Source organism: Streptomyces sp. L2, assembly GCF_004124325.1.
Classification (GTDB): Bacteria; Actinomycetota; Actinomycetes; order Streptomycetales; family Streptomycetaceae; genus Streptomyces.
Map to the genome: position 1 here is coordinate 4,209,211 of NZ_QBDT01000001.1, position 25,449 is coordinate 4,234,659.

Sequence of the window (25,449 nt, forward strand, 5' to 3'; positions counted from 1 at the left end):
CTTGGCCAGTGGACGGAAGCCGTCCCAGCGCCCACCCGCGTCCCACCGCGAGGTGGCGGACGTCCTGCGTGCCCGGATCCGCTCCGGTGCGCTGCGGCCGGGCCAGCGCATGCCCACGCAGGCCGAGCTGGCCGACGAGTTCGGCGTCGAGCGCGGCGCCGTACGGCGGGCGCTGCTGATCCTGCAGTCCGAGCACCTGCTCGACCACGTGTCCAGGGGCAGCCCGTCCCGGGTGGCGGGGGCCGCGGTGCCGACGGGCCTGCCGGCCGGCCCGGGCGCGCCGCCGCAGCCCACCATGGCCGGGCTCGCCCCACGCGTCCTGGCCGCCTTCGCCGCGCCGCACGTGGAGATCGACGCCCTGTGCCTGACCTCGGTGTCGCTGACGATGGCGATCAGCGAGCCGCTCCGGCAGATCCACGCGGGACGGCTGAAACCGGCCAAGATCGACGTCCGGGTGCTGCTGCCCAGCAGCCGTATCGACCTCGCCTTCCCGGCGCCGGTGGACGCCGCCGACGGCGGCCTGCTGCACGGGCGCTGGTTGGAGCAGCGCAACGCGCAGGGCCAGGTGCTGCGGCACAACCTCCAGGCGCTGCGCACCACGCACGGCATTGACGTGCGCGTCTCCTTCCGCGCGCTGCCGTTCACCCCGCCGGTCAAGATGTACCTGCTGGGCGGCTCCGAGGCGCTGTTCGCGTACTACACGCTCACCCGCCGCGAGCGGGAGATCGACCACGAGCACCTTCAGCTGTACGACGCCGAGGGCACCCGGTCGATGCTGTTCGCCTTCGACCAGGCGGCGGGACCGCGCGACACCACCTTCGTCGAGCAGTCCCACCTGTGGTTCAACGCGCTGTGGGAGACGATCAGTTCGGAGCTGCGGCTCAGCGCGTAGCGATCTCGCTCAGAGCGCCGGGCCGGCGAGCAGCAGGGCGAGGAGCACCGCGCCGGCGGAGCTGACCGCCGGGCTCTTGGCCTTGACGCCGATGGTGAGCAGCAGGACGCCGACCAGGCCGGCGGCGCCATACTTCCACTGCACGAGCTGTTCGAAGCCGACCAAGAAGACGGCGGAGAGGAGAGCGATGGCAGGCATGGTGGTTCCCCCTTCGGCTCTGCCAACTTAGCCAAGTTGGCAACCAACCTCGTTTAAGTTGTTCCCACTTGGTCAATACTCATAAACAACTTCGCGACAACTCCCCTTAGATGGACCGGGGTTGTAGCGTTTGGTCGTGACCCAGGAGAACGTGGCAGTGAACGGCAGCACTCGGCTCACGCCGCAGGAGATCGCCGACGCCCTGCGGGGCCGCATCCGCACGGGCGATCTCAAGGCGGGCGACCGCCTGCCCACCCAGGCGGAACTGGCCGCCGCCTTCGGGGTGGAGCGCGGCGCCGTACGCCAGGCGATCAAGGTCCTGGCGGGGGAGGGCCTGCTCAGCCACGTCAGCAAGGGCAGCCCCCCGAGGGTCGCCGGACCGTCGGCCGCCCCCGACGAGCCCCAGCCGACGATGGTGGGCCTAGCCCCCCGCCTCACCGAGGCGTTCTCCGCGCCGCACGTCCGCGTCGACGCCGTCTGCCTGACCGCGCAGACCCTCATCCCGGCCCTCGGCGAGCCGCTGCGGCTGATCCACGAGGGCCGCATCCGCCCCGACCGGATCGACGTCCGCGTCCTGCTGCCGTCGCGCGACATCAACCTCGCGTTCCCGGTCTCCGTCGACGCCCACGGCGAGGACGACCCGGTGCACCGGCGCTGGCTCGACATGCGCAACGCCCAGGGCCAGGTGCTGCGTTACAACCTCCAGGCGCTGCGCTCCACGCACGACGTCGACGTCCACGTGACGTTCCGCGCGCTGCCCTTCACCCCGCCGGTCAAGCTGTATCTGCTCAACGGCGCCGAGGCGCTGTTCGCGTACTACATGGTGGCCCGCCGCGAGGAGCCGACCGACAGCGGCACGCTCGACATGTACGACACCCTCGGCTCCGAGTCCCTGCTGTTCTCCTTCGAGCAGCGGGCCGGACAGCGTGACGCGGCGTTCGTGGAGCAATCGCAGAAGTGGTTCGACGCCCTCTGGGAAACCATCACGACGGACCTGACACTCTCCTAGTGACCTCTGATGCGACTTCTGATGCGACCACTGACACCTCCGGTGCGGTTTCCGGTACGACTTCTGACGCGAAGGAGATCGAACAGGTCCGTGAACTGATCGGACGGGCGCGGGTGGTGCTGTGGGACTTCGACGGGCCGATCTGCCGGCTGTTCGCCCGGCACAAGGCCGAGCGGGTGGCCGCGGAGCTGGTGGAGTGGCTGGAGCTGCAGGGCCTGCACGGGCTGCTCAGCGACGCCGAGCGCGACACCCTGGACCCGCAGGTCGTGCTGCGGGCCGTGGACCGCCGGCACCCCGGCAGCGACCTCGTTGCCGAACTGGAGGAACGGCTCACCCAGGAGGAGCTGCGGGCCGCGTCCTCCGCACTGCCGACCGCCTACGCCGACCCGCTGATCCGCACGTGGGCCGCCGTCGGGGCCCGGCTGGCCATCACCACCAACAACTCCCCGCGGGTGGTCCGCGCCTACCTCGACGGCAGGGGGCTGACCGGCTGCTTCGCCCCGCACATCTACGGCCGCACCGCAGACCTGCACCTGCTCAAGCCCGACCCGCACTGCCTCAACCGCGCGCTGAACGGCATGGGTACGGCTCCCTCGGCCGCGCTGATGATCGGCGACTCCCCCTCCGACCTCGCCGCGGCGGACCACGCGGGCGTCCCCTTCCTCGGCTACGCCCGCACCGACCCCAAGCGCAAACTCCTCCACGAGTCCGGCGCCGCCCACGTGGTCACCTCCCTGGAACCCCTCCTCACCACCCTCCGCCACTGAACGGCCCCGCCGGTGTGGTGAGCCTCACGCGAATCCGCCGGCACGCGGGCGACCTGCGGTTTCCCGCGTGCCGTGCCCGGCATGCAGACTCCGGCGGTCCCATCCAGCGGGGCTGGGGACAAGGAGCCGCCGGGGGCTTTGTAGGGACCTGACAGGTACTCACTGGTTTGTGTGTTAACGGAAGTTCACGCGGGGGAAACGGAACCGTCATCCGGCGTTCATGGGCAGTACGCTTCCGGATACCTTCACGAAACGGCGGCGTTCGGACATCCCTACGCTGCCCACGCGCTAGCCTCACGCGCAGGAGCTGTAGATGGCCCCCGTCCCCATATTCCGCTCGTACCGCGGGCGTTGTACGCCCTCGACATGACTGTGGCCCCGGAAGTCCGTCCCGGGGCCACAGCGTTAGGCATACTCCCCGGCGCGCCAACGCCGCGGACATGCCGCATCCGAACCTCTCGTTCGCACTGCTCCGCTTCCGGCAAGGTCAGTCGGGGCAGTGCTACCGGTTCCGACGAATAGACAGGGTAATCGCCGTGCTCATTCCCGAGCTCTCCCCTCACAGCGTCTTTCTCGCGACGAACCTGGCCGGCGGCTTCGCCGGGTACAGCCCCTGGCTGGGCGCCGTACCGCCGCTGGGCGCGCTGGCCTACGGCGTCCACCGCACCTTCCGCGCCAGGGAGCGGACCCGGCTGGAGGGGGTCGAGACCGCGCTCACCAAGCTGCTGGAGGACGACCTCGACGCGGTCGTGGGGCGTGCGCTCGTCGCCGAGGACCTCGCGATGCTGCGGCGCCGGCACGCGACGTTCGAACGCTTCGCGCGCCTCAACAAGAAGGTGCGGCAACTCGGTGCCCTCGTGGAGGACTTCCGCTCGATCGCCGCGATCCCGCCGGCGGCCGACCCCGGCGACGAGCCCCGCCACCAGCAGGAGCTCGGTGAGGCCCTGGGCCGTCTCCGGTCCGGTGCGGAATCGGCTTACGCCGAGGTCCACCGCCGCCGCAACAGATAGTTCCGATCCCGGCCACGCAACGCCTGTCCACGCACTCCCCGCACCCTTACCGGTGCGCTGCCCCTTGGACGTCGTCTCTGTCTCCGGGCGCGTCGTACCTTGTCGCGCAGTTCCCCGCGCCCCTAGGGGGGCTGCCCCCCGAGCGTCGTCTCCATCCGCGGGCACGCGCCGGCCGTTCGCGCAGTTCCCCGCGCCCCTTCGGGGGCGCCTGCCCTGGGCAGCGCCGTCAGCGCCCCGCCAGGGGCGCGGGGAACTGCGCGACGAGCCACGACGCACCCGCGGACGAGCACGGCGCTTGGCGGGGCAGCCCCCTGGGGGCGCGGGGCACTGCGCGACAAGGCACGACGCACCCGCGGACGAGCACGGTGCCTGGCGGGGCAGCCCCCTGGGGGCGCGGGGAACTGCGCGACGAGCCACGACGCACCCGCGGACGAACGCGGCACCCGGCGGGGCACCCACCTAGGGGCGCGGGGAACTGCGCGACAAGGCACGACGCACCCGCGGACGAGCACGGCGCTTGGCGGGGCAGCCCCCTGGGGGCGCGGGGAACTGCGCGACAAGGCACGACGCACCCGCAGATGAACACGGTGCCCGGCGGGGCAATCTCCTAGGGGCGCGGGGAACTGCGCGACGAACCACCACCTGCCCGGAGGGGAACGCGGTGCCCGGGGCGGTAGCCCGCCGCGCCACGCTGGCCCCGTGAGACACCCCCGCCCCCCCACACCCCGTGCGCTAGCATGCCCGCACCGTCTGAGCGACCCCGCCCCCACCCCGGCCAGGGCCCAGCACAGATGAGTGGCCCACCACCCGTTCGGCTACTCCACCGAGCCCGAAGCCAGTGCCAACCCCCGGCCGGGAATACCGTTTCTCCTGTTCCACCCCACCCCACCCCCGGAGCGGCCCGTGGGCGCACCGCCTGTCCCCCGCGCCGCAGCCGGGAGACCCGCCCGCAGAGTCACGGCGGACGCCGTCGTCCGCGCCTTCCTCACGCGCGCCGTCGCCAAGGGGGACGCCCGCCCCGTCGGCACCTTCCCCCACCGCACCTACGTGCTACCCCTGTCCGAACCCCTGGCCGGCCTCCTGAACCGCCCCCCCGGCACCCCCGTGACCGTACGGCTGCGGCCCGCAGACGCCCCGCCCCTGGCGATCCGCACCTGGGACGGCGAACGGGAGATCCTGCGGGCCGTCCGCCGCGCCCTCCCCGACGTACCGGAGTGCCTCGCCGAGGGCGACGGCTACACCGTCCACAGCCATGTGGACGGCGGCACCCCACTCGCCCGCCTCTGCGCCGACGGCAAACCCGTCGGCGCCCTGTACCTGACCGCCGTCGCCGACCTGTTCGCCACCCTCGTCCAGGTGCGCGGCACCGCCCTCCCCCCGCTGCCCCCCGCGTGGCCCCGCAACCACACCGACTCCCAGGCCTTCCTGCGCACCCTCGCCCACCTCGCCGACCGCCAGGTCCGCCGCCCCAACTGGCCCCGTTTCGGCGGCCTGTTCACCGCCCTCGGGATCCCCGAGGACGCCCTGATCCGGCTCGCCGGCCGGGTCCCGGCGATGGCCCGGCGGCCGTACAGCCTGCTCCACGGCGACCTGCACCGCCACAACCTCCTCGTGCCGCCCGGCGGAGAACCGTCGCTGCTCCCCGTCGGCTGGGAGCCGGCCGGATACGGCGACCCCCTGCACGACCTCGCCGTCCACCTCGTCCGTATGCGCTATCCGGACCACCAGCGCGACGAGGTCGTCGATACCTGGGCCGACGCGGTGCGCCGGGTCCGGCCCGCGGCCGTCCACGGCCTGGCCCGCGACCTGCCGCACTATCTCGCCTTCGAACGCGCCCAGTCCGTCTACCCCGGCGTGATCCGGGCCGCCCAGTCGCTGGCCGACTCCCTCGACGAGCAGAGCCTCGACCGGGCCACGGCAGCAGTGCACGGCGCCCTCACGGCGGCCGCCGGACCCCTCGGCCTCGGCCGGGTGCCGGGCGAGCCGGAGATCGAACGCGTCCTGCTCCGCTGGCGGACCTCCGCCTGGGCGGCCCCCGCCACCAGCAACGGCCCCGCCCCCGGCACCCGTACCGGTACCAGCAACGGCCCCGCCCCCGCCACCAGCGACGGCCCCGCCCCCGCCACCCGCACCAGTACCAGCGACGCCCCCGCCCCCGGCACCCGTACCGGCACCAGCAACGGCCCCGCCCCCGGCACGATCACCGTCCGCTGGCGGCCCGACCGCCGCGTCCCCGAGCACCCCGACTTCCCCCACCGTGCCGTCCACGACGCCCTGCTCCGGGAGGGCGCCGCCCCCGCCGACCGCGTCTTCAAGGGCACCGCCCACCTCAACTCGGTGCTCCAGGTGCCCGGCGTCCCGTTCCCCGTCGTCGTACGCCGCCTGCTCCCCGGCGTCACCCGGCGCGAGCGCGGCCCCCTCAGCGAGCACGCCGTACTCCGCGCGATCGAACGCTCCGGCGCGGCGGTCGCCGCCCCCCGCGTCCTGGCCCTCGGCGAGAGCCACGTCCCCGACCTCCCCGGAGCCCGCGCCCACCCCGGCGACCGCTTCACCATCCACACCTACGAGGGCCCGCGCGACCCCGGCCGCGGGCCCGCGCACCCGGTGGGCGGGCTGCTCCCGCACGAGGCGGACGGCCTCGTCGACCAGCTCGCCGCGCTGACCGAGGTCGACCACGTCCAGGTCGACCCGGTCGCCGGCCGGCTCGGCTTCTACCACTGGCTCAGCGACCAGCTCGTCGCCCTCGTCGACGGCCTGCCCGCCGAGTCCCGCCGGCTCGCCCGCTTCCTGGGCCTGCCCGGCCCGCACCGGCTGCGCGAGATCCTCGCCCGGCACGACGTCACCCCGCGCGCCCCGGCCCTGCTGCACGGCGACCTCAACCCCTGGAACCTGGTCCGCCGCGACGGCGCCCTCGCCCTCACCCTCATCGACTGGGAGATGGCGCTGGTCGGCGACCCCCTCTACGACCTGGTCCGGCACATGCACCTCACCCCGACCCGGCCGGAGATCCGGGACCGCATGTTCCGCCGCTGGGAACGCACCCTGCCCGCCGGGCACACCCGCGACTGGCGGCACGACTGGCGGGTCTACCGCTGGATCGAGATCGTCCGCTCCGCCTACGTCGACCTCGACCGCCTGGTCACCGGGGCCGGCCTGGACGCCCCCAATGTGCGCCGCGCCCTGGAGTCGTACGCGATGACCCTGGCCGCCGCCACCGCCTCCCTCGGCCTGGCCGCCCCGCGCCGCAACCAGCCGCACCCGCTGTGGCCGGCGGGCGCACGGCACGCGACGCCCGGCGGACCGTAGGCTCGCCCCATGGGTGAGACGGCCATCGGCAGGACGGGCACGAGCAGCACAGGCACGGGCAGGACGGGCACGGGCGAGCCGGGCCTGCGCGAGCGCAAGAAGCAGCGGATGTACCAGGACGTGTCCGACATCGCCGTACGCCTGTTCCTGGAGCGCGGCTTCGACGCCGTGTCCGTGGCGGAGGTCGCCGCCGAGGCGGGCATCTCCAAGCCGACGCTGTTCCGCTACTTCCCCGCCAAGGAAGACCTCGTCCTGCACCGCATCGCGGACCACGAGACGGAGGCCGCCCGGATCGTCACCGCGGCCCCGGCCGGCCCGCTGGCCGCGCTGCGCCGCCACTTCCTCGACGGCCTCGACCGCGCCGACCCGGTCACCGGCCTCAACGACCACCCCCAGGTGCTCGCCTTCCACACCCTGCTCTACGGCACCCCCGCCCTGGTCGCGCGGGCGTACGGCCACCTGGAGCGCTCGGAGGCCGCGCTCGCCGAGGCCCTCGGCGGCGACCTGGACGCCAGGCTGGCCGCCGGCCAGATCATCGCCGTCCAGCGGATCCTGGCGCAGGACAACTGGCGGCGGATCGCGGCGGGGGAGGCGGTGGAGGCCGTACGTCCGGACGCGGTGCGGGCGGCTGAGCGGGCCTTCGACCGCCTGGAGGCGGGCTTCCCGCACCTGACCGCTTCTGAAACTGGGTAACTAATTTAACTCAGTCACGCTTTCTGGGTACGGTTGGCCTCATGACGTCAAGCCCACCCGTTTCCCCCGCAGCAGCGCTCCGCACCGAACGCGCGTACCACGACACCTGCCGTGGCGCCCTCACCGCGATGGTCGACGGCGCCGCCCACCAGGTCGTCACCGGCGAGGACGTCTCCGCCTCCGGCGCCGACGCCGAGGTCCTCGGCTACCAGCTCCGCAGCCGCGCCAAGGCCCTGCGCGAACTCCCCCCGGGCCCCCTGTTCTTCGGCCGCCTGGACTTCACGGACACGGACCCCGAGCACGGCGGCCAGAGCTACCACGTAGGCCGACTCCGCATCACCGAGGACCCGGCCGCCCCACCCCTCGTCGTCGACTGGCGGGCCCCCGTCTCCCGCGCCTTCTACCAGGCGAGCACCCGGACGCCTCAGGGCGTCGAGGTACGGCGCCGGTTCGGCTGGGCCCCGGGCAGTCGTGGCGACTCCGCCGACCTGACCGGCCTGGAGGACGAGCACCTCGCCGGTGCCGGCGAGGACCGGGACGGGCCCGTCAGCGAGATCGTCACCCAGGAGATCGAACGCCCCCGCGTCGGCCCCATGCGGGACATCGCCGCCACCATCCAGCCCGAGCAGGACGACCTCGTCCGGGCCGGCCTCGCCACCTCCGTCTGCGTCCAGGGCGCACCCGGCACCGGCAAGACCGCCGTCGGCCTGCACCGCGCCGCCTTCCTCCTCTACACCCACCCCCAGCGCATCCAGCGCTCCGGTCTGCTCATCCTCGGCCCCAACCGCACCTTCCTCTCCTACATCGCGGAGGTGCTGCCCGCCCTCGGCGAGACCAACGTCCGCCAGACCACGCTCCTCGACGAGATCGCCCGCCACCCGGCCACCGGCACCGACACTCCGTCCGCCGCGGCCCTCAAGCACGACCCGCGCATGGCCGAGGTGCTGCGCCGGGCCCTTTACGGGCGGGTCACGACCGACCGCGTCGCCGACCTCGCCGTGCCCGACGGCACCTACCGCTGGCGGGTGTCCGCCGACACCCTGACCCGCATCGTCCAGGAGGTACGCGCCGAGCAGCCGCCGTACGCCATCGGCCGCGAGCGCGTCCGCACCCGGGTCGTACGACTCCTGCGGCAGCGGGCGGAGCGGCGCGCCGGAACCGTGCCGGCCGCCTGGGTCCGCCGGATCGAGCGGGCCCGGGCGCTGACCGACCAATTGGACGTGGTGTGGCCGAAGGCGCGCCCGGAGGAGGTGCTCCACGAACTCCTCACGGACGCCGCCCGGTTGGCGCGGGCGGCCGACGGCCTGCTGGCCCCCGGCGAGCAGGCGGCACTGCAAGGGCACGCCCGCCCACCCCGCTCCTGCAAGTCCGCCCGCTGGTCACCCGCCGACCTCGTCCTCCTCGACGAGATCGCCGGACTGATCGAACACCCCGAGGGCTACGGCCACCTGGTCGTCGACGAGGCGCAGGACCTCTCCCCGATGGAGTGCCGGGCCATCGCCCGCCGCGCCGCCTTCGGCTCGCTGACCGTCCTCGGCGACCTGGCGCAGGGCACCACCCCCTGGGCGGCCCGCAGCTGGCAGGACCAGCTGCGTCACCTGGGCAAGCCGGACGCGCCGGTGATCCCGCTGACCACGGGCTTCCGCGTGCCGGCGGCCGTCCTGGACCTCGCCAACCGCCTGCTGGCCCGCCTGGGGGTGCCGGTCCCCGGCGCGACCTCCCTCCGCCGTGACGGCGAACTGACCCTCCGCCCGACGGGCGACGTCATGACGGCAACCGTGACCGCCGTACGCGAAGCACTCGCCCACGAGGGCTCGATCGGAGTGGTGGCGGCGGACACCGAAGTGGGCGCACTGCAAGCGGCGTTGAAAGCCGCCCGAGTCGATGCACCCCGGGTCTCCGTCGTGCCCGCGAGCCTGGTGAAGGGCCTGGAGTACGACCACGTGATCGCCGTCGAACCGGCCGCCGTGGCCGAGGCGGAGGAACGCGGCGCACACCGGCTGTACGTCGTCCTCACCCGAGCGGTCTCCCGCCTGGACGTGATCCACGCCAGACCCCTCCCGTTCTGAGGCTCAGCCACCCAGCAGCGGCACCAACTCCCGCTCCTCGTACTCCAGATGTGCCTCCAGTTCGCCCGCGAGCCGCTCCACCTCGGCCTGCGCGGCCGCCGCGTGTGGCGTCCGGTAGGTGGTGATGTCGATCGATGGTTGGTCACATAACCGCCTCTTCCGGGCTCGGCCCACGACCCGCACGTTGTCGTGATCGGCCAGATCAAGTAGGGTCACCCGACGTGAACACCGGACCGGCGCTACGCCACACACGGATTGGCCACCCGGTGGAGGGCTGATCACGCAGCGGGTGCGGAGAAGGCGCCCCCTCAGTTCGGCACGCGGACCTCCCAGTGCTCGTGCACCGCGAGTCCGTTTTTCGCATCGAACAATACTGAGGTCAGCCGAATGACAGTCACGTTCAACCACACCATCATCGCTGCCAAGGACCGCCACGAGTCGGCCCGCTTCTTCCGAGAGCTGTTGGAACTGCCGGAAGCGCCTTCCTGGGGCCCGTTCACCAACATTCAGCTCGCCGATGGTGTGCTGCTGCAGTTCGCCGAGCCGCCGGTGGAGATCCAGATGCAGCATTACGCGTTCCTGATCGACGACGAGCTGTTCGATCGGGCGTACCGGCGGCTCTGTGACCAAGGCATCGAGCACTGGGCCGATCCCCAGATGCGACGCTCGGGCGAGATCAACAACGAGCACGGCGGCCGAGGCGTGTACTTCAAGGACCCCGGCGGCCACGCGATCGAGCTGATCACCCGCCCATACCTGTAGCCGGGGCGGAGTCTGGTCGGGCACCCGAAATGTGGTGCCCGACCAGGCAATCGGCTGAGCCGAAACCACGGTGAGCCAGCCGCAGCCGGGGCTGCCGGTGGCCAACTACGGGTCGACAAACCGGCCAGCGGCGATCCGGTGCGCGACGCAATGACCTGCACCTTCCAGTTCCGCAGCGCCAGAACGGTGCGTCAGGTGCAGAGAGTTGGCGCCGGCCAATCCGGGCTTCGAGGTCGGCGACGCGGCGGTCTTGGAAGCGGAGGCTGGAGCGGGCGGCCTTGAGCCTTCCGTCGAGGGCGCGGATGCCGGCGATGAGCAAGGCCGACCCGGCAGTCATACCCCCACGCTACCGTCCGCCCATGCCCCCTCACCACCGCGTTCCCCTCCTGTTCCTGGACGTCGACGGCCCCTTGATCCCCTTCGGTGCACCGAACACGTACCGCTACCCCCTGTACGATCCGCCGGCCCCCTCGCCCAGCCCCTCCCACTCGCACCCACTGCTGCGCCGCGTCGACCCCGCCCTGGGCCATCGCCTGACCGTGCTGGGCTGCGAGTTGGTGTGGGCGACGGCCTGGACGGACGAGGCGAACACCACGCTCTCCCCGTGGCTGGGGCTGCCCCCGCTTCCCGTCGTGCGATGGCCCGACGAGGACGAGCCTCCGGCCCTGCTCCACTGGAAGACCCGTCCCCTGTCGACCTGGGCGGCCGGCCGCCCCTTCATCTGGCTGGACGATGAACTCACCCACCACGACCAGGCCTGGGTCGCCGCCCACCACTCCGCCCCCGCCCTCCTCCACCGCGTCGACCACCGCTACGGCCTGACGGGTGAGGACTTCCGGACCGTGCGGGAGTGGCTGGACGCGGGTTCGTGGCAGGGAAGGTGATGAGCGCCGGGGTGGCGAGGCGGCTCACAGTTGGTGGAGCCAGGCGTTGAGGAGTAGGGCTGCGAGGAGGGCGAGGGGAGGGGACAAGAACACGGGCCAGTTCGGGCGGCGTTCGCCGGGGGGTGGGGCGAGGGCTTGGTCGGCGGTGGCCGTGCCCCAGAGCGCGCCGATCGCGACCGCCACCACGGGTACGGCGACCAGGGCGTGCACCACCCAGGCCCCTATGAGGGTGGGGCCGCCCCATGAGTGCTGGTAGTCGTGCGCGTCGACCAGGGGGTACAGCAAGCCGTTGACCAGCCCCTGCCCCGCCAGCAGGGCCACGGCCCAGCCGAAGAGCCCGAGCGCGACACCGCAGCACGCTCGGAGTACTTGAACACCGCCGGGCTCACGGCCCCTTCCCGCCAACCTGCCGACGGACAGGGGGAGCAGGAGCATCCCCCTTCCCACACCCTGCCATACCGGAGGCCCACCGGCCCGACGCGTCCCGCGACGCTGATCCCTGTGCATACTGACAGCGAATCAACCGCCGTCCGACGGCTCGATCGTGCCAGCACGAGGAAGCGGGTTCGGATCATCCCCGGGGGCGGTTCAGCACCCGGTGATCGCCCGTCGGTACCGGTGGCAGGAAGTCGTAGACGGACCAGTCGGCGAGTGTCCGGTAGCCGAGGCGCTGGTAGAGGGCGTTGCTGGTGGGGTTGGCGAGGTCGGCGAACAGGACGACGTCCCTCGCGCCCGCGGCCAGCGCGGCCCGGCTCACCTCGGCCGTCACCGCACCCGCGTAACCATGGCCGCGGAGGTGGGCCGGGGTGTAGACGACGTCGACCTGGACCTGGCCGCTGATCAGCGGGTTCAGGCCCGCGACGGAGACGGGGGTGCCGTCCGGGGTCTCCCAGAGTGTGTACCGCTTGTCGGCGAAGCGGGTGCCGGCCCACGTGCCGGCGTCGATGCGGACGTCCTCCCCCACGGCCCTGGCGAACTCACCGCACCAGAACATGACGTCATCGAGGTCCTCTTCGCCCAGGACGCGGCCCCGGCCCGCCGGCATCGGCTCCGGCGGGGTGAGCGTGCCGAGGCGGTACAGGCGGAGCCGGGTGTCGCGGAGCCTCGCCACCACTCCGGTGTGCCGCCGCCAGGCCTCGGCGAACGTGGTGGCCGTGCCGTGGTCCGCGCTGACTCGGGACAGCGGGCGGCCGAGGGCGGCCAGCCGGGCGGCGAGGGAGTCGGCCTGTTCGGCGTCGAGCGGGGAGAGGCCCAGGGCCCCGGGGGTGAGCCGGTAGAACGTGGCCCGCACCCGCCCCGCCCGCTCCAGCACTCCGAACAGCGGCACTTCGGGCCCGTACGCCCCCGGCCCCCGCACGCGCACCCTCTCCGTCAGGGTCAACTGCATGACGTGCGCCCCGGGCCGCGACCGAAGAAAGCCTCCGGCCCGGCCGAGAAACTCGTCGACGTCTTCCGTGAGACACCAGTCATCATCCAGCCGCATGCCTCATCCTTCCCCACACCGAGGCTGCGACTCAGCGCCGGTGCGCGGCCGTCGCCGTCTCGGCGAAGGATCGGATCAACGGGTCGGCGTCGCCCTCGTTCCACGCCGCCACCACACGGCTCGGTGCCGTGTCCGTCAGCGGTACGACGGTCAGAGCGGCCGGCAGGTCGTGGTGGCCTCGCGGGGTCAGGCCGATCGTGCCGTTCCACCGGACGGCTGCACGCATTCCTGCACGGCGCGCACCACGGGCCCCTCACACGGGCTACGGGGACCCCGTCTGACCGCCGGTCAGGCGAGCCTGGCGGCCACCGCGTCCAGGACCCAGTCCAGGCCGGTCGTGAAGGAGGTCTCGGCGTCCACGTGCCTGCCGTCGTGCACGGCCTTGGCCAGGGCCGGGAAGCGGCCGGTGTCGAGCATCCTCGTCACGTGCGGACCGTGGGCGCGCTGCCAGTCGAGCTTGGAGAGGCCGGTGGCGCGCTCGGCGCGCAGGTTCGCGATCTCGCGCCGGACCGCGCCGGTGACGTACGCGCTGACGGTCTCCACGGCGCGCATGACGGTGTCGACGCCGGCGAGACCGTCGAGGGCGGCCAGCTTGGCCTCGGTCACGGCGAGGCCGTTCGGGCCCAGGGTCGGGCGGCCGCCGAGCAGGTCGGCGAGCCATTCGTGGCGGAGGGCCGCCTGCCGGGTCCGGTGGGCGAGGACGCGGAGCGCGTCCCGCCAGTCACCGGGCCGTTCCTCGGGGAGGATCTCGCCCTGCACCTCGTCCACCATGAGGTCGAACAGCTCTTCCTTGGTGGCGATGTAGCCGTAGAGCCGCATCGGACCGGCGTTCAGACGGGCGGCGACCTTGCGCAACGACACCGCCTCCAGCCCGCCCTCGTCCGCGAGAGCGACGGCGGCGGCGACGATCCGCTCCCGGTCGAGCGGCACCGGGCGACTCGGCGGCTCCGGCCGGTCCCACACAGTCATGTCCGCACCGTCCATACCGTCTACGCCGTTTCTGTTGCGAGGCATCGTACAAGGGCAATACGGTGTATCGACATGAGACATCGTATCGCTGTGGTCGGAGGCGGTCCCGGCGGCCTGTCGTTCGCCCGCGTCCTGCACCGCCACGGCCGCCCCGTCACCGTCCTCGAACGCGACGCCGGCCCCGATGCCCGTCCCCCGGGCGGCACGCTCGACCTCCATCTGGGGCTGGGCCAGCTCGCCCTGGAGAAGGCGGGGCTGCTGGACCGCTTCCGGGAGCTGTCACGGCCCGAGGGGCAGGCCATGCGCATCCTGGACACGGACGGGACCGTCCTGCGCGACTGGCGGCCCGGTCCGGACGAGCGGGCCAACCCCGAGATCGACCGCGGGCAGCTCCGCGACCTGCTGCTCGGCCCGCTCGACGTCCAGTGGGGCCGGGGCGTGACCCGGGTGGTGCCGGGCACCCCGAACGGCGTCCTCGTCCACTTCGACGACGGGCGGCAGGAGGCGTACGACCTCGTCGTCGGCGCGGACGGCGCCTGGTCCCGGGTCCGCCCCGCGGTCTCGACCGCGACCCCGCACTACACCGGCGTCACCTCGGTCGAGGCCTCCCTCGACGACCTCGACATCCGCCACCCCGATCTCGCCCGGCTGGTCGGCGACGGTTCCGTCGCGGTGTACGGCGCGAACCGCTCCCTCGTCGCCCAGCGCAACAGCGGCGGCCACGTCAAGGTGTACGCCAAGTTCCGCGCACCGCTGGACTGGCACACGGACCAGGGCCTGGACCTGGGCCGAGACCTGAATCCGGGCCTGAATCCGCATCTGGACCCGGACTTGGCTGACGCCGAGGCCGTGCGATCGAGTCTGCTGGCCCTGTTCGACGGCTGGACCGCTCCCGTCCTCGACCTCCTCCGCCACGGCACCGCCTTCGTGCACCGTCCCCTCCACGTCCTGCCCGTGGGCCACACCTGGACCCACGTCCCCGGCGTGACGCTCCTCGGCGACGCCGCCCACCTGATGCCCCCGCTCGGGGCGGGCGCCAACCTCGCGATGCTGGAGGGCGCCGAACTCGCCGAGGCACTCGCCGCCTTCCCTGCGGACGCGGGCCCCGAAGACCTGGACGAGGCCGTCCGCGCCTTCGAGGAACGGATGTGGGCACGGGCCGCCAGGTGGGCGGAGATCACGACCGCCGGCCTGGAACGCCTGGTCAGCCCGGACCCCGCCGAGGCCCTCGCCGTCTTCGACCGGGTTTCGTCCCACTGAGGGTGGCTCATGGCGAGGCCGTGGCCGACGAGCGGGTCAGGGTCGTGTGCTCCGGAACGCTAGGTACCTGCTGAATACTTCGTGGCTGTCGGGGGTGAAGCGCCACTCCAGCAGGGCCGACCGCAGCTGCGGCTCGGTGAGCCAGCCGTGCCAGGCGACCTCGCCGGGATCGGCGGTCACGGCGTCCGGCACCACGGCTTCGTGCACGCCGAGCCAGTGAGGGCTCAGACCACCGCGGTTGAGGAACGTGAAGAGCAGGCGCGGCCGCGCGCGCATGCCCAGCTCTTCGGCCAACTCCCGCGCGGCGGCCCGCTCGTAGGACTCGCCGACGTTCACGGCGCCACCGACCTCGACCTCATGCAGTCCCGGAAATCGCGATAGCCGCTCGGCCCGCCGATGGACGAGGATCCGTCCTCGCTCATCACGGCACACCGTCACGGCGACCCGGTGCAGCCAGCCCTCCCGGACGGCCTCCCGACGGCTGACCACCACCCCCAGCGTCCGGTCCTGATCGTCGACACGCTCCACCAGTTCGTCCTCGTCCACGACGGACACCCTGGCAGAGTCATCCGGTCATCCGGCCGGTTCCGCGAGAACCTCGGTGACGGCGCGGAGCCCCAGTTCGGCCATGGCGGGGTTGGTGTGGCGGTAGTAGTCGATCCCGCTGACGAAGGTGAGTGCCCAGCCTCGTCCCCGGGCCCAGGCGGCGTCGTCGAATCCTCCAGCCGCGCGGAAGGTCTTCCGGGTCTCCGCACCGAGCAGCGTCCAGGCGGCGACGGCATCGCAGGCGGGGTCACCGACGCCCGCGGTGCCGAAGTCGATCACCGCGCTGAGCCGATCGCCGTCCACGAGGACGTTGCCGGGGATGAGATCGCCGTGCGTCCACGTGGGCGGCCCGTCCCAGTCCGGCTGTTCGAGGGCGTGTTCCCAGGCGGACAGGAGGGCGGGGGCGTCGATGTCGTCCGCTGCCTTGGCGGTCCACTCCCGTACCAAGGCGTCGCGGGTGCGCAGGGGCACGCTCCGGTAGCCCGTGCGGGCCCCCGCGGTGCCGGCCTCACGCAGCGCCGTCACGAACCCCCCGAGGTCCCCGGCGAGCCGGTGCCCCTCGGGGGACCCGTCCGGCACGGTGGCGGGGTGCGAGCCGTCGATCCAACGGCTGATCGCCCACGGAAAGGGGTACCCCTGCCCCGGTCGTCCCACGGCGATCGGCTCGGGCACCGCAGCGGGGAGGCAGGGGGCCAGCCGTGGCAACCAGACCTGCTCGAACTCCACTTGGCCGACGGCCCCCTCCAACCGGGGCAACCGGACCGCGAACTCGTCGCCCAGCCGGTAGATCGCGTTCTCGGTTCCCGCGGACTCCACCGGTCTGATGGCCAGCTCCGCCCACTGCGGAAATTGCTCCACGAGAAGCCGCCGCACCAGCACGCCGTCGGTCGGAATCTCGTTCTCGTGCATCATCGGACCGAGAGCCTAATGAAGAGACCGGCCGCCGGGCACCGCATTTCCGCCGGGCTCCCGGGCGGATGCCTTACCCCGAGGGATCCCGGCCCCAGGGACGGTGCTGCCCCACAGGGCGACGCCGACGAGCCGACCACCCCCACGCCCCCCGGCGCCCTGCCTACCGGCAGCCGCACGGCCGCTCGTCGCCCGCCCCGGGCAACCGGGCCCCGCCCCCATGCCGCCGGCAGCCACTCGGCCGCTCGTCGCCCGCCCCGGGCAACCGGGCCCCGCCCCCATGCCGCCGGCAGCCACTCGGCCGCTCGTCGCCCGCCCCGGGCAACCGGGCCCCGCCCCCATGCCGCCGGCAGCCACTCGGCCGCTCGTCGCCCGCCCCGGGCACCCCGGCCCCGGCCGACGCCCTCACCGTCCTCGACGGGGTCCAAGGCTGAGCCGGTGGCGTGATGTGGTGCACTTTTGCAAGCGGGGTGCTTGCAATTGTTAGCGAGGGTGGGGCAAGGTGGAGGCATGGCATCGCTCAATGTCGGCAACCTCGGTGAGTACCTGCGCGAGCAGCGGCGCAACGCCCAGCTCTCGCTGCGGCAGCTCGCCGATGCCGCCGGGGTGTCCAACCCGTACCTGAGCCAGATCGAGCGCGGGCTGCGCAAGCCCAGCGCGGAGGTGCTCCAGCAGGTCGCCAAGGCGCTGCGCATCTCCGCCGAGACGCTGTACGTCCGCGCAGGCATCCTCGACGCCGAGCGGGACCGGGACGAGGTGGAGACCCGCGCGGTCATCCTCGCCGACCCCACGCTCAACGAACGGCAGAAGCAGGTCCTCCTCCAGATCTACGAGTCCTTCCGCAAGGAGAACGGATTCGGCGGGCCGGAGCAGGACCTCGGGGCGGACGACCCGGACGGCGACGACAGCCTGGAGAGCGGTGACCGTGCCGCCGGAAGCGGCGACCGTGCAGCCGCCGACGGCGATGCCGGTCCGCGGAAGACGGCCGGATAGGCCGGACCTCGACAATTCAGCCCCGCCCGCCCGCCGCGGACCCACACCAACCCTCAGCCGAACGCGAATCCGGGAGGACCATCACCATGGCCATCACCGACGACCTGCGCAAGACCCTCAGCGACCCGACCCCGCTCTACTTCGCCGCCGGCACCGCCGACCTCGCCCTCCAGCAGGCCAAGAAGGTGCCCGCCCTCGTCGAGCAGCTGCGCGCCGACGCCCCCGCGCGGATCGAGGCCGTACGCAACACCGACCCGAAGGCCGTGCAGGAGAGGGCCGCCGCCCGCGCCAAGGAGGCGCAGGAGACCCTGCAGACCAAGGTCAACGAGTTCATCGGGACCCTCGACCTGGACCTGAAGAAGCTCGGCGAGAGCGCCCAGGACCTCGCCCTGCGCGGTGTCGGCGTCGCCGCCGAGTACGCCGTACGCGCCCGCGAGACCTACGAGAAGGTCGCCGAGCACGGCGAGCAGACCGTGAAGACCTGGCGCGGCGGTGCCGCCGAGGAGATCGAGGACCTCGCGATCGTCGTCGAGGGCAAGCCCGAGCCGGTCAAGCCCGTCGAGGTCGCGCAGGAGAAGCAGGCCGGGCCCGCCGAGGCCAAGCCGGCGGACGCCGCCGCGGCCAAGAAGCCCGTCGCCAAGAAGACGCCGGCCGCCCGCAAGAGCACCACCGCCAAGAAGACCACCCCGCCGGCCAAGTGACTCGCGAGGCGCGTACGGGCCGGGCACCTTCGGGGTGCCCGGCCCGTTGTCCGGGTACGGTGACGGTGACCGTGTACGGCGTGTACGAGGCGTACGAGGCGTACGAGGCGTACGAGGCGTACGGGATCGTACGGATCGGAAGACTACGGGCGGTGGCAGCATGCTGATGTTGGGCTTCGCGGGGTTCCTGGGGATCTTGAAGATCGTCCTCATGGCCCTCGCCGCGTTCGGGCTGTTCGACGCCGCGTTCCGGCGCGAGGACGCCTTCCGCGCGGCCAACAAGCAGAACAAGGTGTTCTGGCTGATCATCCTGGGCATCGCCCTGGTCGTCAGCTACCTGTTCTCCATCCTCGGCATCCTGCCGATCGCCGGCCTCGTCGCCAGCATCGTCTACATCGTCGACGTACGTCCCGCCGTCAAGCAGGTCTCCGGCGGCGGCGACGGCGGGTGGGGGCGCCGGCGCGGGGGCAGCAGCAGCGACGGGCCCTACGGGCCGTACAACGGGCGCCGGTAGCGTCCCGCGGGTACTTCGCCGTCGCCGGGTGCGGGCAGTGCTTGGCCGTTCGCGCCCACGCGGCGGAGCCGCATATCGAGCACAGCCCCGCGCCCCTGGAGGGAGCTGCGGCTCGCCCACCCAAGGGGCGCGGGGAACTGCGCGACAAGCCACGATGGACCCGCACCCGGCGACGCACCCCGCACCCCCCTCCGCGCGCCCGGCAGAAGCTAGCGCACGCGATCCAGCAGGACCACCGCCACGTCGTCCGTCAACTCTCCCCCGTTGAGGTCCCGCACCTCACTCACCGCGGCCCGCAGCAGCTCCTCCCCGCGCAGCCCCTCGGACAGCTGGCGGCTGATCATCTCGACCATGCCGTCCTGGCCGAGCCGTTCCCCGTCGGGGCCGCCGACCCGGCCCTCGATCAGACCGTCGGTGTAGAGCATCAGGCTCCACTCCCGGCCCAGCTCCACCTGCATCCGCGGCCAGCGGGCGCCGGGCAGCAGGCCGAGGGCGGGGCCGTTGTTGTCGTACGGCAGCAGTCGTGGCGCCCGGCCGGGGCGGGCGATCAGCGGGGACGGGTGGCCGGCCAGGCACAGGCCGGCGCGGCGGCTGTCGGGCGCGATGTCGACCGTGCAGAGCGTCGCGAAGATCTCCTCGTCGCCGCGCTCGTGCTCCAGCACCTCCTGGAGCGTGCCGAGCAGCTCGTCTCCGCACAGGCCCGCCAGGGTCAGGGCGCGCCAGGCGATCCGCAGCTCGACGCCGAGCGCGGCCTCGTCCGGGCCGTGGCCGCAGACGTCGCCGATCATGGCGTGCACGGTGCCGTCGGGGGTGCGCACGCAGTCGTAGAAGTCGCCGCCGAGCAGGGCGCGCGAGCGGCCGGGGCGGTAGCGGGCGGCGAAGCGGAGGGGCGAGCCCTCCAGCAGGGGCGTGGGCAGCAGTCCGCGCTCCAGGCGCCGGTTCTCCTGCGCGCGCAGCCGGCCCTCGGCGAGCTTGCGTTCGGCGATGTCGGAGCGCTTGCGTTCGACGGCGTACCGGATGGCGCGGCTGAGCAGCCGGCCGTCCAGTTCGTCCCGGAAAAGGTAGTCCTGGGCGCCGACGCGCACGGCCTCCGCGCCGCGCTCGGCGTCGCTGGAGGCGGTCAGCGCGAGCACGGCGTGCCGGGGCGCCAGCCGCAGGATGTGCCGGAGTACGGCCAGTTCGTCGCCGTCACCGTCACCGGTGCCGCCGGGGGCGGCCATGGCGAGGTCCAGCAGGATGCAGTGGACGTCGTCCGTGAGCAGCCGCTCGGCCTCGGTGAGGTTGCGGGCGGTGCGGACGCGGATCGGCTTGCCGGCGGAGTCCCGCAGCTGGGGCACGATCGGCGAGCCCGCCGGGTCGTCCTCTATCAGCAGCAGGGTGAGGGTGGTGCTGTTCGCGCCGGTGGCGGGCGTGGCGGTGCGGTGGGCCTCTTCGGTGAGGGGGCCGCCGCCGGATGGGGACGCGGCCCGCGCCTGACCGCTCTCCGCGGCCGGGATCGCTCTCTGCCGCGGTACGGGTACGGGCATTGTCTCGGTTCCTTCCCTCCCCCCGAGGGCACGGCGGGGCGAGGGACCTCGACCCACCGACGGGGACCATAGCGGTACTGGCCACCGCAACGGAATGGTGTGAGCCCCGTCGCCCGGTCTCCCGCCGCTGTCATATGCCGCGATCCCTACCGCAGTTGGACAGGCCGCCCCACCGGCGGGGATGACGAAGCTCACGTCCTCCGGTGATTTGACCGGAGTTGGCCGTGTGGTGGGTCACATGGCCTGCGTCACGGGGGCACGGAGTATCGCGAACGGAGCATTTCGGGCGGGCGCATGCTGCGTGGCGGGCCGGATCGCGTGCCGCGCCACGTGCCGGATCGCGTGCCGTGCTGTGCCGTGCCGCGCCCCGTGTCGCACCGCGGCCCGGCGGAGCCGCCCTCACGCGCCCGGCGGAGCCGCCCTCAGGCGTCCGGGCGGACGACCCCCAGGATCGGCATGGAGCCCGCCCCCGCGACCGTCACCGTCCGGCCGGGACGCGGGGCGTGGATGATCGCGCCGTCGCCGACGTACATCGCGACGTGACTGGCGTCGCCGAAGTAGATGATGAGGTCGCCGGGGCGCATGTCCTTCACGTCGACGTGCTTGAGCTGCTTCCACTGCTCCTGCGAGGTGCGCGGAATGGGATGGCCGGCCGCCGACCACGCCTGGGAGGTCAGGCCCGAGCAGTCGAAGGAGGCCGGCCCCTCCGCGCCCCACACGTACGGCTTGCCGAGCTGGGCCGTGGCGTACTGCACCGCCTTCTTGCCCTGCGCGGACGCCTTGCCGTTGATCTCCTTGAGGATGCCCGTGTCCAGCCAGGCGGTCTGGGACTTGTACGCGGCCTGCTGCTCCAGCGCGGCGAGTTGCTCCTTCTCCTTCTTCTCCAGCTTGGATTGCAGCTTCTCGGCGGCCGCGATCTGCTTCTTGATCTTCTTCTTGGCGGCCGCCTTGGCCTTGCGGTTGGCCTCCAGCTTCACCCACTGCGAGGAGGCGTCGGCCGCGTAGTCCTTCAAGTCCGCCTGCGTCTGGGTCATTTCGCCGAGCAGGTTCTTCGTCGCCCGCTGGCCCTGCAGCACCCGGCCGGCCCCGTCCAGGAACTGCTGCGGGTCGTCGCTGAGCAGCAGCTCGGCCGTGGGCGGCAGACCGCCGGTGCGGTACTGGGACCGGGCCGCCGCGCCCGCCTGGTTCTTGAGGTTCTCCAGCTTCTGCTGTCCCTCGACGATCTTCTTCGCCAGCGCGACGATCTGCGCGGACTGCTTCTTCGACGCCTCCTCGGCCGCGTTGTAGGCGTCGGTGGCCACGGCCGCGTCGTGGTAGAGCCGGTCCAGTGTGTCGCGGATCTTCTCCAGCTTCTTGGCCGCCTCGGGGGTCGCGGAGGGGGCCGGGGCGGGGGAGGCGGCCGGGGTGGGGACGGGGCTCTGCGCCGCGTGGGCGGTGCCGCCGGCCTGCGCGAACGCCGTGCCCGGCGCCGCCAGGACGGTCACCGCGCAGACCACGGTCACGGCGGCCGTGAGCAGACCGCGCTTGCCCGGACCCATCCGCTTGCCCGGACCCATAGGTCGTCCCCCCACCTGATTTACCGTCAGTAACTTATGGTCGTCCGGGGGATCGTGCCACGGCCGCGCCCAAAACGACAGAGGGCGACAGGGGTGCCAGGAACGGCAAGGGCCGTACGACGATCTCCTCGACGGTGTGACGTACGGCGCACCGAGATCGTTCCCCCCGCCGGCACCAGCAGTTCAGCGCGACCTCGCGGGCCCCGTTCAGCCTCACCGGGCTCATCGAACCCACCCACTCGGTGCTCACCCGGCCGGTGCCAACGCCCCCCACGCCACGGTCACTTCCCCCTGCCGCCAGCGCGCCGGTCCGTCCGTCACCGGCCAGTCGGCCCGAAGGTCCCGTACCGCGCGGATCCAGCGCTGACGGGCGCCGTACGAGGCGTAGGGCGCGGCGGCGGACCAGGCGCGGTCGAAGTCGCGCAGGAAGGCGTGGACCGGCTCGCCGGGGACATTGCGGTGGATGAGCGCCTTGGGCAGCCGCTCGGCGAGGTCCGACGGCCGCTCCAGGGAGCCCAGCCGGGTCGCGAAGGTGACCGTCCGGGGCCCCTCCGGGCCGAGCGCCACCCATACGTGCCGCCGCCCGATCTCGTCGCACGTCCCCTCCACGAGGAGCCCGCCGCGAAACGCGCCGTCCGGGCCGTCCGGCGGGGCGAGCCGCGCGCACAGCCGCTGCCATACGGCGGCCACCTCGGACTCGTCGTACTGCCGCAGCACGTTGGCCGCCCGCACGAGCACCGGGCGCACCGGCAGCGGGATCTCGAAGCCGCCGTGCCGGAAGACGAGGCCGGCCCGCTCGTACGGCCGGGCGGCGGCCACCCGCGCGGGCTCGATCTCGACGCCCACGACCCGCGTGCGCGGGGCGACGGACCGCAGCCGGCCGAGCAGTTCGACCGCCGTCCAGGGCGCGGCGCCGTACCCGAGGTCGACCGCCACCGGATCGGCCGCCCGCCGCAGCTCGGCCCCGTGGGTAGCCGCGATCCAGCGGTCCATCCGGCGCAGCCGGTTGGGATTGGTCGTCCCCCGCGTCACACTGCCCACGACGCCGGCCCGCCCACCCGGACGAAGCCGGGAACGGGGGAGGGGAGCGGCGTGGGCACACATGTCTACGAGGGTAAACGCGCCCACACGCGGGCCGTACCGCCCGGCCTCGGCACGCGCCTCGCCGGGACCCGGCACGCGCCCCGGCCGTGACCTGGCACGCGCCTCGCCGGGACCTGGCACCTGCCTCGCCGGGACCCGGCACGCGCCTCGCCGTGACCTGGCACCTGCCTCGCCGTGACCTGGCACCTGCCTCGCCGTGACCTGGCACCTGCCTCGCCGTGACCTGGCACCTGCCTCTCCGGGACCCGGCACGCGCCTCGGCCGGGACCCGGCACGCGCCTCGGCCGGGACCCGGCACGCGCCTCGGCCGGGACCCGGCACCCGCCTCGCCGTGACCTGGCACCCGCCTCGGCCGGGACCCGGCACCCGCCTCGGCCAGGCCCCGGCACGCGCCTCAGCGGGACTGCCTCCGAGGCTGCCGGGACTCCGGCACTGCCGGACTGCCGGACTGCCGGACTACCGGTCCACCGAAACTGCGATCCCCCCTTGCGCCGCAGCGCCAGCACCGCCCCCCCCCGCCGGCCACCACCAGCGCCGCGGCGGCCCGGCGGACGCCAGGTGTGGTCGCCGGCGCCCGTCTCGGCAAGGTTGCTCCCCCCCCCCCGCCGGCCGGTGACGGCGTACCGCTCACGGCCGGCCCGGCGCAGCCGCTGGGCGCCGGGCTGGGAGTCGTCGAGCGCTCGGCCGAAGGCCGCGTGGAGGACGCACCGGAAGCCGATGCATCCCCAGCAGGTCAAAGCAAGGAGAAGGAATGGTCACGGGTGCCCCGTAAACGCCTCGGAAGGGCCCTGCGGACGCCACCCCCCTCGAACGGTTGAGCGAGTCAAGGTCAGGATTCGGTAAAGGCGCCGGTCCCGGAAGTGATCCGGAAATGCGCGGGCACCCGCCCGCTGTTGGAGTTCCCGGAGGGCGCGGTCGGTCCTCCGGCAGGCATGCCCGCAGCCAAGGAGGAACGCCACGTGAGCCAGTACGTCAGCAGGCTCGGGCGTCGCGCTTCGGCGGCACCCGCGCTGCTCCGGCTGCACCGCAGGCCACGCCGCGTCGCCATGCTCTCCGTGCACACCTCCCCGCTCCACCAGCCCGGCACCGGCGACGCCGGGGGCATGAACGTCTACATCGTCGAACTCGCCCAGCGCCTCGCCGCGATCAACATCGAGGTCGAGATCTTCACCCGGGCCACCTCGGGCGGACTCGAACCCACCGTCGAACTCGCCCCCGGCGTCCTCGTCCGGCACGTCGACGCGGGCCCCTACGAGGGCCTGGCCAAGGAGGAACTCCCCGCCCAGCTGTGCGCGTTCACCCACGGGGTGATGCAGGCGTGGGCCGGCCACCGCCCCGGTCACTACGACCTGGTCCACTCGCACTACTGGCTCTCCGGGCACGTCGGCTGGCTCGCCGCCCAGCGCTGGGGCGTCCCCCTGGTGCACGCCATGCACACCATGGCCAAGGTGAAGAACGCCAGCCTCGCCGTCGGCGACGCCCCCGAACCGGCCGCCCGGGTCATCGGCGAGACCCAGATCGTCGCCGCCGCCGACCGGCTCATCGCCAACACCGCCGAGGAGGCCGACCAGCTCGTCCGGCACTACGGCGCCGACCCCGCCAAGGTCGCCGTGGTGCACCCCGGCGTGAACCTCGACCGGTTCCGCCCCGGCGACGGCCGCGCCGCCGCCCGCGCCCGCCTCGGCCTGCCGCAGGACGCCCTCGTCCCCCTCTTCGCGGGCCGCATACAGCCCCTCAAGGCCCCCGACGTGCTGCTCCGGGCCGTCGCGGTCCTGCTGGACGAGCGCCCGGAACTCCGCTCGCGGATCGTCGTGCCCGTCGTCGGCGGCCCCAGCGGCAGCGGCCTCGCCAAGCCCGAGGGACTGCAGAAGCTCGCCGCGCGGCTCGGCATCGCCGATGTCGTACGGTTCCGGCCGCCGGTCGGGCAGGACCAGCTCGCCGACTGGTTCCGGGCCGCGTCCGTGCTGGTCATGCCGTCATACAGCGAGTCCTTCGGGCTGGTGGCCATCGAGGCGCAGGCGGCCGGGACGCCGGTACTCGCGGCCTCGGTCGGCGGGCTCCCGGTGGCCGTGCGCGACGGCGACACCGGCTTCCTCGTCCAGGGGCACGACCCGGCCGACTACGCGCGCGTCCTGGGCCGGCTCGCCGACGAACCCGCCCTGCCGGCCCGTATGGGCGAGGCCGCCGCCCGCCACGCCCGCTCCTTCGGCTGGGACGCCTCGGCCGCCGCCACCGCCGACGTCTACACGGCCGCGACCCAGTCCCACCGGCGTGCCGTACGCTCCCACCATGGGTGAT

At 73.2% G+C, this 25,449-nt stretch carries 25 protein-coding genes; 14 read left to right on the forward strand and 11 right to left on the reverse strand.

Annotation, left to right across the window (positions count from 1 at the left end; genetic code table 11):
• Position 1: 1 nt before the first annotated feature.
• Positions 2–892 carry a GntR family transcriptional regulator gene (locus DBP14_RS18720; RefSeq protein ID WP_241740967.1) on the forward strand — a complete coding sequence of 297 codons (891 nt, stop codon included), beginning with the start codon at positions 2–4 and terminating at the stop codon, positions 890–892.
• Positions 893–901: 9 nt separating this feature from the next.
• On the opposite strand, the gene DBP14_RS18725 is transcribed toward DBP14_RS18720, so the two are convergent.
• Positions 902–1,090, reverse strand: coding sequence for a hypothetical protein (locus DBP14_RS18725; RefSeq protein ID WP_129308320.1), 189 nt, complete (start codon positions 1,088–1,090; stop codon positions 902–904).
• A gap of 130 nt (positions 1,091–1,220) precedes the next feature.
• Here DBP14_RS18725 and DBP14_RS18730 point away from each other — a divergent pair, with 130 nt between their 5' ends.
• The 6 genes from DBP14_RS18730 to DBP14_RS18755 all read left to right on the forward strand — a co-directional run bounded on the left by DBP14_RS18730 (position 1,221) and on the right by DBP14_RS18755 (position 9,944).
• Positions 1,221–2,099: a GntR family transcriptional regulator gene (locus DBP14_RS18730; RefSeq protein ID WP_206739292.1), complete on the forward strand. Its 879-nt coding sequence runs from the start codon at positions 1,221–1,223 to the stop codon at positions 2,097–2,099.
• Between the two features lie 113 nt (positions 2,100–2,212).
• Complete coding sequence (locus tag DBP14_RS18735) at positions 2,213–2,866, forward strand: HAD-IA family hydrolase (protein WP_129311945.1); 654 nt, start codon at positions 2,213–2,215, stop codon at positions 2,864–2,866.
• Between the two features lie 536 nt (positions 2,867–3,402).
• Positions 3,403–3,876 carry a hypothetical protein gene (locus DBP14_RS18740; RefSeq protein WP_129308321.1) on the forward strand — a complete coding sequence of 158 codons (474 nt, stop codon included), beginning with the start codon at positions 3,403–3,405 and terminating at the stop codon, positions 3,874–3,876.
• Between the two features lie 903 nt (positions 3,877–4,779).
• A complete protein-coding gene (locus DBP14_RS18745; protein WP_206739294.1) occupies positions 4,780–7,182 on the forward strand; it encodes a phosphotransferase in 2,403 nt (800 codons plus the stop codon).
• 108 nt (positions 7,183–7,290) lie between these two features.
• Positions 7,291–7,875, forward strand: a complete 585-nt coding sequence (locus tag DBP14_RS18750) for a TetR/AcrR family transcriptional regulator (RefSeq protein ID WP_241741257.1) — start codon at positions 7,291–7,293, stop codon at positions 7,873–7,875.
• A gap of 41 nt (positions 7,876–7,916) precedes the next feature.
• Entirely contained in the window at positions 7,917–9,944 is a 2,028-nt protein-coding gene (locus tag DBP14_RS18755) for an AAA family ATPase (protein ID WP_129308323.1), read from the forward strand.
• 3 nt (positions 9,945–9,947) lie between these two features.
• Here DBP14_RS18755 and DBP14_RS36920 read toward each other — a convergent pair whose 3' ends face one another.
• Positions 9,948–10,160, reverse strand: a complete 213-nt coding sequence (locus DBP14_RS36920) for a hypothetical protein (protein WP_241740968.1) — start codon at positions 10,158–10,160, stop codon at positions 9,948–9,950.
• Between the two features lie 171 nt (positions 10,161–10,331).
• On the opposite strand from DBP14_RS36920, the gene DBP14_RS18765 reads away from it, so the two are divergent.
• Together DBP14_RS18765 and DBP14_RS18775 are read left to right on the forward strand one after the other, a co-directional pair.
• Positions 10,332–10,706 (forward strand): VOC family protein, encoded by a 375-nt coding sequence (locus DBP14_RS18765; protein WP_129308324.1) that lies wholly within the window; start codon positions 10,332–10,334, stop codon positions 10,704–10,706.
• A 359-nt stretch (positions 10,707–11,065) separates the two neighbouring features.
• The gene (locus DBP14_RS18775; RefSeq protein WP_129308326.1) at positions 11,066–11,590 is read left to right on the forward strand and encodes a hypothetical protein; all 525 of its coding nucleotides are present in this window, start codon (positions 11,066–11,068) and stop codon (positions 11,588–11,590) included.
• Positions 11,591–11,614: 24 nt separating this feature from the next.
• Here DBP14_RS18775 and DBP14_RS18780 read toward each other — a convergent pair whose 3' ends face one another.
• The 4 genes from DBP14_RS18780 to DBP14_RS18795 all read right to left on the reverse strand — a co-directional run bounded on the left by DBP14_RS18780 (position 11,615) and on the right by DBP14_RS18795 (position 14,042).
• A complete protein-coding gene (locus DBP14_RS18780) occupies positions 11,615–12,025 on the reverse strand; it encodes a hypothetical protein (protein WP_241740969.1) in 411 nt (136 codons plus the stop codon).
• Between the two features lie 136 nt (positions 12,026–12,161).
• Positions 12,162–13,073 carry a GNAT family N-acetyltransferase gene (locus DBP14_RS18785; protein WP_129308327.1) on the reverse strand — a complete coding sequence of 304 codons (912 nt, stop codon included), beginning with the start codon at positions 13,071–13,073 and terminating at the stop codon, positions 12,162–12,164.
• Positions 13,074–13,104: 31 nt separating this feature from the next.
• Entirely contained in the window at positions 13,105–13,299 is a 195-nt protein-coding gene (locus DBP14_RS18790) for a hypothetical protein (protein ID WP_347239654.1), read from the reverse strand.
• 62 nt (positions 13,300–13,361) lie between these two features.
• On the reverse strand, positions 13,362–14,042 hold the full coding sequence (locus DBP14_RS18795) for a TetR/AcrR family transcriptional regulator (protein ID WP_129308328.1): 681 nt from the start codon (positions 14,040–14,042) through the stop codon (positions 13,362–13,364).
• Between the two features lie 72 nt (positions 14,043–14,114).
• Between DBP14_RS18795 and DBP14_RS18800 the strand changes: the two genes are divergently transcribed.
• Positions 14,115–15,302: an NAD(P)/FAD-dependent oxidoreductase gene (locus DBP14_RS18800; RefSeq protein WP_129308329.1), complete on the forward strand. Its 1,188-nt coding sequence runs from the start codon at positions 14,115–14,117 to the stop codon at positions 15,300–15,302.
• Positions 15,303–15,338: 36 nt separating this feature from the next.
• Here DBP14_RS18800 and DBP14_RS18805 read toward each other — a convergent pair whose 3' ends face one another.
• Together DBP14_RS18805 and DBP14_RS18810 are read right to left on the reverse strand one after the other, a co-directional pair.
• Complete coding sequence (locus DBP14_RS18805; RefSeq protein ID WP_241740970.1) at positions 15,339–15,857, reverse strand: NUDIX domain-containing protein; 519 nt, start codon at positions 15,855–15,857, stop codon at positions 15,339–15,341.
• A gap of 18 nt (positions 15,858–15,875) precedes the next feature.
• Positions 15,876–16,760 carry an aminoglycoside phosphotransferase family protein gene (locus tag DBP14_RS18810; protein WP_129308330.1) on the reverse strand — a complete coding sequence of 295 codons (885 nt, stop codon included), beginning with the start codon at positions 16,758–16,760 and terminating at the stop codon, positions 15,876–15,878.
• A 507-nt stretch (positions 16,761–17,267) separates the two neighbouring features.
• On the opposite strand from DBP14_RS18810, the gene DBP14_RS18815 reads away from it, so the two are divergent.
• The 3 genes from DBP14_RS18815 to DBP14_RS18825 all read left to right on the forward strand — a co-directional run bounded on the left by DBP14_RS18815 (position 17,268) and on the right by DBP14_RS18825 (position 18,965).
• A complete protein-coding gene (locus DBP14_RS18815) occupies positions 17,268–17,750 on the forward strand; it encodes a helix-turn-helix transcriptional regulator (RefSeq protein WP_129308331.1) in 483 nt (160 codons plus the stop codon).
• 86 nt (positions 17,751–17,836) lie between these two features.
• On the forward strand, positions 17,837–18,451 hold the full coding sequence (locus tag DBP14_RS18820) for a hypothetical protein (RefSeq protein ID WP_129308332.1): 615 nt from the start codon (positions 17,837–17,839) through the stop codon (positions 18,449–18,451).
• A gap of 160 nt (positions 18,452–18,611) precedes the next feature.
• Positions 18,612–18,965 (forward strand): DUF2516 family protein, encoded by a 354-nt coding sequence (locus DBP14_RS18825; protein WP_129308333.1) that lies wholly within the window; start codon positions 18,612–18,614, stop codon positions 18,963–18,965.
• Between the two features lie 209 nt (positions 18,966–19,174).
• On the opposite strand, the gene DBP14_RS18830 is transcribed toward DBP14_RS18825, so the two are convergent.
• From DBP14_RS18830 to DBP14_RS18840, 3 genes are all read right to left on the reverse strand, one after another.
• A complete protein-coding gene (locus tag DBP14_RS18830; RefSeq protein ID WP_129308334.1) occupies positions 19,175–20,491 on the reverse strand; it encodes a fused response regulator/phosphatase in 1,317 nt (438 codons plus the stop codon).
• Between the two features lie 422 nt (positions 20,492–20,913).
• Positions 20,914–22,029, reverse strand: a complete 1,116-nt coding sequence (locus DBP14_RS18835; RefSeq protein WP_129311950.1) for a C40 family peptidase — start codon at positions 22,027–22,029, stop codon at positions 20,914–20,916.
• A 264-nt stretch (positions 22,030–22,293) separates the two neighbouring features.
• Positions 22,294–23,088: a class I SAM-dependent methyltransferase gene (locus DBP14_RS18840; RefSeq protein ID WP_206739295.1), complete on the reverse strand. Its 795-nt coding sequence runs from the start codon at positions 23,086–23,088 to the stop codon at positions 22,294–22,296.
• A 1,022-nt stretch (positions 23,089–24,110) separates the two neighbouring features.
• Here DBP14_RS18840 and mshA point away from each other — a divergent pair.
• Entirely contained in the window at positions 24,111–25,448 is a 1,338-nt protein-coding gene (gene mshA / locus DBP14_RS18845) for a D-inositol-3-phosphate glycosyltransferase (protein ID WP_129308336.1), read from the forward strand.
• Position 25,449 lies beyond the last annotated feature (1 nt).